Annotated in this window: 10 protein-coding genes and 1 pseudogene; 6 read left to right on the plus strand and 5 right to left on the minus strand. The window is 72.4% G+C overall.

The window, feature by feature from the left end; genetic code table 11:
• Window positions 1-315: pseudogene (locus tag DVA66_RS11840) on the minus strand (hypothetical protein); the annotation flags it as partial.
• A gap of 67 nt (window positions 316-382) precedes the next feature.
• Here DVA66_RS11840 and DVA66_RS11845 point away from each other — a divergent pair.
• Both DVA66_RS11845 and DVA66_RS11850 read left to right on the plus strand, forming a co-directional pair.
• Window positions 383-1,564, plus strand: a complete 1,182-nt coding sequence (locus DVA66_RS11845; protein WP_114560274.1) for a homogentisate 1,2-dioxygenase — start codon at window positions 383-385, stop codon at window positions 1,562-1,564.
• A 46-nt stretch (window positions 1,565-1,610) separates the two neighbouring features.
• Window positions 1,611-2,474 (plus strand): Fpg/Nei family DNA glycosylase, encoded by an 864-nt coding sequence (locus DVA66_RS11850; RefSeq protein ID WP_114560275.1) that lies wholly within the window; start codon window positions 1,611-1,613, stop codon window positions 2,472-2,474.
• Between the two features lie 4 nt (window positions 2,475-2,478).
• On the opposite strand, the gene DVA66_RS11855 is transcribed toward DVA66_RS11850, so the two are convergent.
• The 3 genes from DVA66_RS11855 to aat form a co-directional block, all read right to left on the minus strand.
• Window positions 2,479-3,111, minus strand: coding sequence for a DUF4396 domain-containing protein (locus DVA66_RS11855; protein ID WP_232821923.1), 633 nt, complete (start codon window positions 3,109-3,111; stop codon window positions 2,479-2,481).
• Window positions 3,112-3,204: 93 nt separating this feature from the next.
• On the minus strand, window positions 3,205-3,717 hold the full coding sequence (locus DVA66_RS11860; protein ID WP_198671692.1) for a metallophosphoesterase family protein: 513 nt from the start codon (window positions 3,715-3,717) through the stop codon (window positions 3,205-3,207).
• A gap of 1 nt (window position 3,718) precedes the next feature.
• On the minus strand, window positions 3,719-4,375 hold the full coding sequence (aat, locus tag DVA66_RS11865; protein WP_232821924.1) for a leucyl/phenylalanyl-tRNA--protein transferase: 657 nt from the start codon (window positions 4,373-4,375) through the stop codon (window positions 3,719-3,721).
• A 150-nt stretch (window positions 4,376-4,525) separates the two neighbouring features.
• Between aat and DVA66_RS11870 the strand changes: the two genes are divergently transcribed.
• Window positions 4,526-5,203 carry an EcsC family protein gene (locus DVA66_RS11870; RefSeq protein ID WP_114560277.1) on the plus strand — a complete coding sequence of 226 codons (678 nt, stop codon included), beginning with the start codon at window positions 4,526-4,528 and terminating at the stop codon, window positions 5,201-5,203.
• Between the two features lie 78 nt (window positions 5,204-5,281).
• Here DVA66_RS11870 and DVA66_RS11875 read toward each other — a convergent pair whose 3' ends face one another.
• The gene (locus DVA66_RS11875) at window positions 5,282-7,501 is read right to left on the minus strand and encodes an NADP-dependent isocitrate dehydrogenase (RefSeq protein WP_114560278.1); all 2,220 of its coding nucleotides are present in this window, start codon (window positions 7,499-7,501) and stop codon (window positions 5,282-5,284) included.
• A gap of 360 nt (window positions 7,502-7,861) precedes the next feature.
• On the opposite strand from DVA66_RS11875, the gene DVA66_RS11880 reads away from it, so the two are divergent.
• The 3 genes from DVA66_RS11880 to DVA66_RS11890 all read left to right on the plus strand — a co-directional run bounded on the left by DVA66_RS11880 (window position 7,862) and on the right by DVA66_RS11890 (window position 10,142).
• Window positions 7,862-8,212 (plus strand): hypothetical protein, encoded by a 351-nt coding sequence (locus tag DVA66_RS11880; RefSeq protein WP_114560279.1) that lies wholly within the window; start codon window positions 7,862-7,864, stop codon window positions 8,210-8,212.
• Window positions 8,213-8,307: 95 nt separating this feature from the next.
• Window positions 8,308-8,724 carry a VOC family protein gene (locus DVA66_RS11885; protein ID WP_114560280.1) on the plus strand — a complete coding sequence of 139 codons (417 nt, stop codon included), beginning with the start codon at window positions 8,308-8,310 and terminating at the stop codon, window positions 8,722-8,724.
• Between the two features lie 203 nt (window positions 8,725-8,927).
• Window positions 8,928-10,142, plus strand: a complete 1,215-nt coding sequence (locus DVA66_RS11890; RefSeq protein WP_114560281.1) for an endo-1,4-beta-xylanase — start codon at window positions 8,928-8,930, stop codon at window positions 10,140-10,142.
• Window positions 10,143-10,271: the final 129 nt, after the last annotated feature.

Genomic DNA, 10,271 nt, shown 5'->3' on the forward strand with positions numbered 1-10,271 from the left:
CACCGCCACCTCGACCGCGGCGACCGGCGCCCCCGCCCGGTCGGCCCGGGCCAGCGCGTCCGGCACGGTGCCGCGGACGACGAGCACGCAGGGGAACGAGTCACCGTCGAGGGCGGCGCCGAGCTCCTCCAGCCGGTGGTCAGCCACCACGAACGGCCCCACCACCGGGGCGTACCAGGCCGCGCGGTGCCGGCGGTGGGCGGCCACGGCCGCGGGCAGCGGGGCGTCCCCGGGCGGGAACAGCGCGGCGTCATCGACCAGCGCCCGCCAGCACGGGTCACCCGGCCCGCGCGCGGTGGCGTCGGACGTTGACACGCCCCGCAGCCTAACCGAGGATGCAGTGAGAGAACAGACCGTTCGCTGAGCGAACCGAGGAGGCGTCATGGCCTATTACCGTCGGGTGGGCGCGGTGCCGCGGACGCGGCACACCCAGCACCGCGAGGACGGCCGGCTGCTGCGTGAGGAGCTGATGGGCGAGGAGGGGTTCTCCTCGGACTCCTCGCTGCTCTACCACCGCGGTGTGCCCTCGGCGGTCGTGGCGAGCGAGCCGTGGGAGCTGCCCGACCAGACCCGCACCCCCAACCACCCGCTCAGGCCCCGGCACCTGCGTCTGCACGACCTCGACGCCAAGGGCGGAGCCTGCCCGGTCACCGGGCGACGGCTGGTGCTGGTCAACGCCGACGTCCGGATGGGCTACGTGCTCACCGGCACCGACCCCTCGCCGTACTACCGCGACGCGGTCGGCGACGAGTGCGTCTACGTCGAGGCCGGCAGCGGCATCGTGGAGACGGTCTTCGGGACGGTGCCCTACCGCACCGGCGACTACGTCCTCATCCCCCGCGCCACCACCCACCGCTGGTGCCCCGCCGAGCCGTCGCGGCTGTACACCATCGAGGGCAGCGGCCACATCGCCCCGCCGCGGCGCTACCTGTCGCGCTACGGCCAGCTGCTCGAGCACGCCCCCTACTGCGAGCGCGACCTGCACGGGCCCGGTGAGCCGCTGCTGGTGGAGGGCGAGGACGTCGAGGTGCTGGTCAAGCACCGCACCTCCGCCGGCCTCGTCGGCACCGCGATGAGCTATGCCACGCACCCCTTCGACGTGGTCGGCTGGGACGGCTGCCTCTACCCCTACACCTTCAACGTCGAGGACTACATGCCGATCACCGGCAAGGTGCACCAGCCGCCGCCGGTGCACCAGGTGTTCGAGGGTGAGCGGTTCGTGGTCTGCAACTTCCTGCCGCGCAAGGTCGACTACCACCCGCTGAGCATCCCGGTCCCCTACTACCACTCCAACGTCGACTCCGACGAGGTGATGTTCTACGTCGGCGGCGACTACGAGGCCCGCAAGGGCTCCGGCATCGGGCTCGGCTCGATCTCGCTGCACCCCGGCGGGTTCGCCCACGGCCCGCAGCCCTCGGCGATCGAGGCCTCGCTGGGGGTGCAGGAGTTCGAGGAGTCCGCCGTGATGGTCGACACCTTCGCCCCGCTGGAGCTCGGCGAGGCCGCGGTGGCCTGCGAGGACCCGGCCTACCCCTGGACCTGGGCCGCCGACTCCCCCGCCTGAGCGCGCACCCCTGCCGGGTGTCGGAGCCGTGGGTGATGATGGGCCCATGCCGGAGATGCCCGAGGTCGAGTCGCTGCGGTCCTTCCTGTCGGAGAGGGCGGTCGGACGGGTCGTCGCCCGCGCCGAGCTGACCGCGTTCAGCGCGCTCAAGACCTTCGACCCACCGCTGTCGGCGCTGCACGGGCTGGAGGTCACCGGCGTGCACCGCTACGGCAAGTTCCTCGCCCTCGACGTGGACGGGGTGTGGCTGGTGACCCACCTGGCCCGGGCCGGGTGGCTGCGCTGGCGCGAGTCGATCCCGCCGACACCGGCCCGTCCCGGCAAGGGCCCGCTGGCGCTGCGGGTGGTCCTCGACGACGACTCCGGGTTCGACCTCACCGAGGCCGGCACCCAGCGCAAGCTCGCCGTCTACGTGGTGACCGACCCCCACCAGGTGCCCGGGATCGCCTCGCTGGGCCCGGACCCGACGGCCCCGGAGTTCGGACGTCCCGAGCTCGACGCGGTGCTCGAGGCGGCCGGGCGCGCCCAGCTCAAGGGCGTGCTGCGCGACCAGCGGGTGCTGGCCGGGATCGGCAACGCCTACTCCGACGAGATCCTGCACGCCGCCCGGATGAGCCCCTTCAAGGCGTCCAGCTCACTCACCGACGAGGAGCGCGACGTGCTGCTGGCCGCGATCCGCTCCGAGCTGGCCGACGCGGTGCAGCGCTCGGCCGGGATGGCGGCCAAGGACCTCAAGGGGGAGAAGAAGTCGGGGATGGCGGTGCACGGACGGGCCGGGCAGCCCTGCCCGGTGTGCGGGGACACCGTGGCCGAGGTCAGCTTCGCCGACTCCTCGATGCAGTACTGCCCGACCTGCCAGACCGGCGGCAAGAAGCTGGCCGACCGACGGATGTCACGGCTGCTGAAGTAGCGGCTCAGACCGCCAGCGAGACGACCAGACCGCCGAGCAGGAACGCCCCCAGGGCCGCCACCAGGGTGGAGGTCGCGAGGGCCGGGATGAACCGCCGGGCGCCGGTCGGCGCCGGCGCGTCGTGGTAGCGGTGGGTCAGCGCGTGCCCCCGGCCCCGGCGCAGCAGCACGACGTTGACCGGGTAGGCGGCCGCGAACGCGGCGGTCAGGGCGATCGCCATGCCGACCCAGAACACGGGGTTGACCAGACCGGCGTCCATCGCGCCCGGGATCAGGGCCATCACCGCGTTGTCGACCACCTCCATGGTGGCGATGGACAGGGTGTCGGCGGCCAGCACGACGCCCAGCGCGGCACCGAGACCGACGCCGGCCCGCAGCAGCGGCAGCGTGGACAGCGTGTAGCCGAACAGGAAGGCCAGGCCGACGGCCAGCACGATGGTCCAGCCGGTGCCCAGCCCGAGCGCGGTGCCGATCATCAGCCCGGCGATCTCGCCGATCGCGCAGCCGGTGAGGCAGTGCAGCGTCGCCGCCAGCGCCATCGGCCGGATGCTTCCGCCGCCGTGCCCCTCATGCCCGGCGTGCGCGTGGCCGGCGTGCGCGTGGCCGGCGTGCGCGTGGTCGGCGTGGTTCGAGGTCATGGCGCCCTCCGTGGGTCGTGAGGTTCCGGGCGGAGTCCCGGACACCCCACCAACATACCCCCATGGGGTATGTATTCCGGCCCTCCGGGTGCGTCAGCTGCGCGGCGGCAGCCGGTGCAGCTCGACCTCGATCCGGCCGCCGGAGACCACCGCGGTCAGGTAGGTGCAGTGCGGCTGGCGGCGGCGGTCGGTGGGTGAGCCGGGGTTGAGCAGCCGCAGGCCTGCCGGCGTGGTGGTGTCCCAGGGGATGTGGCTGTGGCCGAAGACGAGGACGTCCAGGTCGCGGTAGCGCTGGTCTATCCGGGTCTCACGGCCCTGCGCGGCGCCGGTCTCGTGCACCACGCCGAGCCGCAGCCCGCCGACCTCGGCCCGGGCCACCTCCGGCAGCCGCGACCGCAGCTCCGGTCCGTCGTTGTTGCCGTAGCAGGCCACCAGCCGCGCCGACCGCTGCTCCAGCTCGTCCAGCAGCGCCGCCTCGACCCAGTCCCCGGCGTGCACGACCACGTCGGCCCCTTCGACCGCCTCCCACACCGGGGTCGGCAGCTGCTTGGCCCGCTTCGGCAGGTGGGTGTCGGCCAGCAGCACCAGCCGGACGTCCGCGGCCACCTCAGGAGCTCCAGTCCGCGGGCGGGGCCTTGAGCGCGGCGTGCAGCCGGCGCAGGTAGCCGGCACGGCTCACCCCGACCGCACCGAGGGAGTCCAGGTGCGGGGTGCGCCACTGCACGTCGAGCAGCCGCTCCGCGCCGTCGGCCGACAGCCGCTGCACCAGGTGCATCAGCGCCACCTTGGAGGCGTCCCGGCCGAGCTCGGGGTGGTGGAACATGGACTCACCGGCGAACAGCCCGCCCAGCGCCAGCCCGTACAGCCCGCCGACCAGCCGGTCCTCGGCGTCCCACACCTCCACCGAGTGCACCAGCCCGCGCCGGTGCAGCGAGCCGTAGACGGTCATGATCCGCTCGTCGATCCAGCCGTAGTCCCGCGACGGGTCGGCGCAACCCCCGATCACGCCCTCGAAGTCGCGGTCGACGGTGACCCGGTAGCGGCGGGCGCTCTTGCGCATGGAGCGGGTGACCCGCAGCCCGTCCAGCGGGATCACGGCGCGCTCCATCGGCGAGAACCAGCCGACCACCCCGTCCTCCAGCGGCATCGGGAACACCCCGCGGGTGTAGGCCTCCACCACCAGCGTCTCGTCGACCTCGGCCGACACACCGATGAGGTCCTGCCGGGGCCAGACCTCGTCGTCGCCGAAGGTCGAGAGCTCCATGACCTCCATCCTGCCCCAGCCCCGGAGCCGGGCCGGGGCTCAGGGTCCGATCAGGGACGGCGGCGGTCCGGTCGCCACACGGCGCTGCGTAGGCTGGGCGCGCCGGACCCCGACGCGAGGTGCGGCAGCACCGAGCAGAGGAGACTGCAGATGGGAGTCGGCGACTTCGCCCGCGGGCTGGTGCCCGTCGCCCGCAACGGCACGCGGCAGGCCGGTGGCGTGCTGCGCACCGTGCTCGAGCTCAGCATCGACGGCTTCGCCGGGATGCCGGGGGCGAAGGCGGCGGCGAAGAGCCAGCTGCAGAAGCACGGCTCGGTCGACGACGCCATCGACGCCGTGGTGGCCCAGCACGTCGCCCTCTCCTCCGCGCAGGGGTTCATGTCCAACGTCGGCGGCGTGATCGCCAGCGTGGTGTCGATCCCGGGCAACCTCGCCGGGCTCGCCGCCGTCCAGATCCGGATGGTGGCCGCGATCGCGCACCTGCGCGGCTACGACATCGACGACAACCGGGTCCGCACCGCGATGGTGATGTGCCTGCTCGGCGGCGACCAGATCGTCCGGCTGATCCGCAAGGGTGTGCTGCCCACCACCCCGATGGCGGTCGCCACCGCCCCGGTCTTCGACCCCGACCTCGACCGACGGGTGGCCGAGCGGGTCGTCATGGAGATGGCGGCCCGGGTCGGCGGCACCAACGGCGTGCTGCTGCTGACCAAGCGGATCCCGCTCATCGGCGGCGGCGTCGGCGCCGTGGTCGACGGTGTCGCCACCCGCCAGATCGGCACCTTCACCAGCGGTGAGCTCCGTCGCCGCCGCAGCATCAGCCACTGAGACCCCGGTCGGGCCCCGAGACGGGGCGACCCTCCCGCACCAGGTGCAGGAGGGTCGGCGCGTCGAGGACGAAGCGGGTCAGCGCAGGTCGTCGATCACCTGGTTGAAGGTGGCCGACGGGCGCATCACGGCGAACGCCTTGGCGTCGTCGGGGTGGTAGTAGCCGCCGATGTCGACCGGCTCGCCCTGGGCGTCCAGCAGCTCCTGGGTGATGGTGCCCTCGTTGGCCGACAGCGCCTCGGCCACCGGGGAGAACACCTGGGCCAGCTCGGCGTCCTCGGTCTGCGCGGCCAGCGCCTGGGACCAGTACAGCGCCAGGTAGAAGTGGCTGCCGCGGTTGTCGATCTGGCCGAGCCGGCGGGCCGGGGACTTGCCCTCGGTGAGCACCTTCTCGGTGGCGGCGTCCAGGGTCTCGCCCAGCACCCGGGCCCGCTCGTTGCCCTCGGAGTCGGCCAGGTGGCGCAGGCTCTCGGCCAAGGCCAGGAACTCACCCAGGCTGTCCCAGCGCAGGTAGTTCTCCGACTGCAGCTGCTGGACGTGCTTGGGCGCCGAACCGCCGGCGCCGGTCTCGAACAACCCGCCGCCGTTCATCAGCGGCACCACCGACAGCATCTTGGCGCTGGTGCCGACCTCGAGGATGGGGAAGAGGTCGGTGTTGTAGTCGCGCAGCACGTTGCCGGTGACCGAGATGGTGTCCTCGCCGCGACGGATCCGCTCGACGGAGAACTTCGTCGCCTCGACCGGGCTCATGATCTCGATCTGCAGGCCGTCGGTGTCGTGCTCGGGCAGGTACTGCTCGATCTTGGCGATGAGGTTGGCGTCGTGGGCGCGCTCGCGGTCGAGCCAGAACACCGCCGGGTCGCCGGTGGCGCGGGCGCGTCCGACGGCCAGCTTGACCCAGTCGCGGATCGGGGCGTCCTTGGTCTGGCAGGCGCGCCAGATGTCACCGGGACGGACCTGGTGCTCCAGCAGCACGGTGCCGTCGGAGCCGACCACCTGCACGGTGCCCTCGGCCTCGATCTGGAAGGTCTTGTCGTGGCTGCCGTACTCCTCGGCCTTCTGCGCCATCAGCCCGACGTTGGGCACGCTGCCCATGGTGGTCGGGTCGTAGGCGCCGTTGGCCTTGCAGTCCTCGATCACCGCGGCGTAGATGCCGGCGTAGGAGTGGTCGGGGATGACGGCGAGGGTGTCGTCCTCCTCGCCCTGCGGGCCCCACAGCTTGCCGCCGTTGCGGATCATCGCCGGCATCGAGGCGTCGATGATGACGTCGCTGGGCACGTGCAGGTTGGTGATGCCCTTGTCCGAGTTGACCATCGACAGCCGCGGCAGCTCGGCCATCCGCGCCTCGAAGGCCGAACGCACCTCGTCGCGGACGTCGGCGGGCAGGGCGTCCAGCCCGCTGAGGATGCCACCGAGACCGTCGTCGGGGCTCAGCCCGGCGGCGGCGAGCTGGTCGCCGAAGCGCTCGAAGACGTCGGCGAAGAAGACGCGGACGGCGTGGCCGAAGATGATCGGGTCCGACACCTTCATCATCGTCGCCTTGAGGTGGAGGGAGAACAGCACGTCCTCGCTGGCGGCCCGCTCGACCTGGGCGCGCAGGAACTCCTCGAGCGCGGCGGCGTCCATGAAGGTGGCGTCGACCACCTCACCGGCCTGCACCGGCACCGACTCCTTGAGCACGGTGGTGGTGCCGTCGGCGCCGACCAGCTGGATGGTGAGGGTGTCCTCGGCGGCGGTCACCACCGACTTCTCGTTGGAGGCGAAGTCGCCGGAGTCCATGGTCGCGACGCTGGTGCGGGAGTCGGCCGACCACTCCCCCATCCGGTGGGGGAAGGAGCGGGCGTAGGCCTTGACCGCGGCGGGGGCGCGACGGTCGGAGTTGCCCTCGCGCAGCACCGGGTTGACCGCGCTGCCCTTGACCTTGTCGTAGCGGGCCCGGACGTCCTTCTCCTCCTCGGTGGAGGGGGACTCGGGGTAGTCCGGCAGCGCGTAGCCCTGGGCCTGCAGCTCGGCGATGGCGGCCTTGAGCTGCGGCACCGAGGCGGAGATGTTGGGCAGCTTGATGATGTTGGCCTCGGGCGTCTTGGCCAGCTCGCCGAGCTCGGCCAGCGCGTCGGGCTGCTGCTGCTCGGGGGTGAGACGGTCGGGGAACTGCGCGATGATCCGTCCGGCCAGGGAGATGTCGCGGGTCTCGACCTCCACACCGGCAGCCGAGGTGAAGGCCTCCACGATCGGCTTGAGGGAGTACGTCGCCAGCAGCGGCGCCTCGTCGGTCTTGGTGTAGATGATCTTGGCCATGCGTGGCCCTGCCTCTCAGACGGTGGTGACGACTCGGGGCGAGGCTACCGAACGCCGCCGACCGGAGTCGCCTCCGCCGGGGAGGCCGGCGGTCAGCGGGGGTTGTGGGCGTCGGCGTCGATGACGGTCGGTAGCACGGCCATGGCGCTGATGAGGAGGATGCCGAGGACGGCGCCGACGGTGAGCAGGATCTGGGTGATGTCCATGCCCCCATCCAAGGTCGGCCGACGGCCGCGGACATCGGGGCACGGTCCCCCTCCGACCCCGACCCCGGACCGGGCCGACCCCGGCTGGGCACGACCGCCGTCCTAGGGGTCGGGGTGCCGGCTGCGACGCCGGGAGCGGGGCTAGGTTGGGCCCGTGGCCGAGTACCGGGTCAACCCCGCCGCCGTGGCGGCCTGCCGACGGCGGATCGAGGCCCGTCAGTACGTCCTGGACAGCGACTGGGGCGCGGTCCAGCCGGGCGCCGCGGCGCAGAACGCGTACCTCGAGAAGCACCCGTTCGAGGAGTACGCCGAGTGGCACCTCGGGCTGACCGTCGGCGCGGCCGAGGGCACCAAGGCCCGCCACGCCTTCGTCTACGGCGACCTGCGCCGGGTGCACCGCACCGCCCTGATCGCCTGCGTCTACCGGGCCTCGGAGTGGCGGCACAAGGAGATCGAGCTGGCTGCCCACGACCTGCTGCAGCTGCTGGACGCCATGTCCTCCTGACCAGGCCGGGGTCCGCCGACCCTCCCGGATGTCGGTCCGGCTCGCTACCGTGCCGACCAGACGAGTCCTCGTCCCGGTCAAACGAAGGAGTTCCGGTGTCCACGTTGCTCAACCCGTACCTGCAGTTCGACGGCAACGCCCGCGAGGCGATGGAGTTCTACCAGGGCGCCCTGGGCGGCGACCTCGAGGTGTCGACCTTCGGCGACATGGGCGGCCCGGCCGACGCTCCCGGCGCCGACAAGGTCATGCACGCCCAGCTGACCACGCCCGACGGGTTCACGCTGATGGCCTCCGACACCCCGCCCGGCATGGAGTTCCAGCCCGGCAGCAACTTCGCGGTCAGCCTGAGCGGGGACGAGGCGGAGAAGATGCGCGGCTGGTGGCAGCGGCTGAGCGCGGAGGGCACGGTGTCGGTGCCGCTGGAGAAGCAGATGTGGGGTGACGAGTTCGGCCAGTGCACCGACCGCTTCGGTGTCGCCTGGATGGTCAACATCGCCGGCTCGCAGGCCTGAGCCACCTCGGCCCGTCCAGCTCCCCGACCCCCGGTCGCCGCGTGCGGTGGCCGGGGGTCTCCTCTGCCCCGACCGTTGACCTCGCGCCCCGCGTCTGCCTACCCTCGGGCTCTGCAGTTGCGATAGTCGTTCGAAACTATCGGGGGACGGCCACCCCTCCCGACCGTCCTCGTCCTGCACCCTCCCGAGGAAGTGAGAGACAGATGCGCGAACACCGTCGTTCGACGCCCCGGCTCCTGACCGCGGCCCTCGCCGCAGGTCTGCTGGCCGGCGCGGCCCTGACCACGACCACCGCGACCGCCCCGGCGGTGGCCGCCCCGCAGGAGAGGCCGTCGGTGCAGTCGTTGGACACCCTGCGGGACTGGGCACCTCGCCAGTTCCGGATCGGCACCGCCGTGGCCGGAGGCGGCCACCACACCTCCGCCGACTACCCCGAGCCGTTCCCCTCCGACCCCACCTACCGTGCGTTCCTCGCCGACCAGTTCAGCTCGCTGACGCCGGAGAACCAGATGAAGTGGAACCACATCCACCCCGAGCCCGACCGCTACGACTTCGAGCAGGCCGACGCCATCGTCGACTTCGCCGAGCGGAACGGGCAGGTGGTCCGCGGGCACACGCTGTTCTGGCACAGCCAGAACCCCACCTGGTTGGAGCAGGGCGACCACAGCCCCGAGGAGCTCCGGGCGATCCTGCGCGAGCACGTGGAGACGGTGGTGGGCCGCTACGCCGGCCGCATCCAGCAGTGGGACGTCGCCAACGAGATCTTCGACGACGCCGGCCAGCTGCGCACCGAGGACAACATCTGGATCCGCGAGCTCGGCCCCGGCATCGTCGCCGACGTCTTCCGCTGGACGCACGAGGCGGACCCGCAGGCCGAGCTGTTCTTCAACGACTACAACGTCGAGGGGCCGAACGCGAAGTCCGACGCCTACCACGCCCTGATCCAGCAGCTGCTGGCCGACGGCGTCCCGGTCCACGGGTTCGGGATGCAGGCCCACCTCGGGTTGCAGTACGGCTTCGACGGGCGGATGCAGGAGAACCTGCAGCGCTTCGACGACCTCGGCCTGGCCACCGCCGTCACCGAGATCGACATCCGCGGCCCGGTCGGCGAGGACGGTCAGCTGAGTCCAGAGCTGCGCCAGCGGCAGGCGGACTGGTACGCCGCGGCGCTGGAGGCCTGCCTGGCCGTCGAGGGCTGCCGCTCCTTCACCATCTGGGGGGTGCTGGACGAGCACTCCTGGGTGCCCGGCACCTTCCCCGGCCAGGGTGACGCGCTGACCCTGGAGGGCGACTACCAGCGCAAGCCGGCCTACTGCGCCCTGCAGGAGACGCTGGCGACCGGCACCGGGCGCCCGGGCCGGGACCGCCGGTGGGAGCGGATCTCGCCGCGGCTCGGCTGCGCCGCCGACCGCGGCTGAGCGCGCACGACCCGCCCGCACCGGTCACCGGTGCGGGCGGGTCGTCGAGGCGCGCGGCGTGGCGCCGGGATCAGTGCAGGATCTTGATCTGCGCCGGGTAGGTGTAGAGCACCCCGCGGCTGGCGCGGA

The sequence above is a fragment of the Desertihabitans aurantiacus genome (assembly GCF_003344635.1).
Taxonomy (GTDB): Bacteria; Actinomycetota; Actinomycetes; order Propionibacteriales; family Propionibacteriaceae; genus Desertihabitans; species Desertihabitans aurantiacus.

What these genes read in the sequence shown, in the direction of transcription:
- DVA66_RS11845 (WP_114560274.1), top strand. Translation starts at nt 383, where the DNA reads ATGGCCTATTACCGTCGGGTGGGCGCGGTGCCGCGGACGCGGCACACC.
- DVA66_RS11850 (WP_114560275.1), top strand. Translation starts at nt 1,611, where the DNA reads ATGCCGGAGATGCCCGAGGTCGAGTCGCTGCGGTCCTTCCTGTCGGAG.
- DVA66_RS11855 (WP_232821923.1), bottom strand. Translation starts at nt 3,111, where the DNA reads ATGACCTCGAACCACGCCGACCACGCGCACGCCGGCCACGCGCACGCC.
- aat (WP_232821924.1), bottom strand. Translation starts at nt 4,375, where the DNA reads ATGGAGCTCTCGACCTTCGGCGACGACGAGGTCTGGCCCCGGCAGGAC.
- DVA66_RS11870 (WP_114560277.1), top strand. Translation starts at nt 4,526, where the DNA reads ATGGGAGTCGGCGACTTCGCCCGCGGGCTGGTGCCCGTCGCCCGCAAC.
- DVA66_RS11875 (WP_114560278.1), bottom strand. Translation starts at nt 7,501, where the DNA reads ATGGCCAAGATCATCTACACCAAGACCGACGAGGCGCCGCTGCTGGCG.
- DVA66_RS11890 (WP_114560281.1), top strand. Translation starts at nt 8,928, where the DNA reads ATGCGCGAACACCGTCGTTCGACGCCCCGGCTCCTGACCGCGGCCCTC.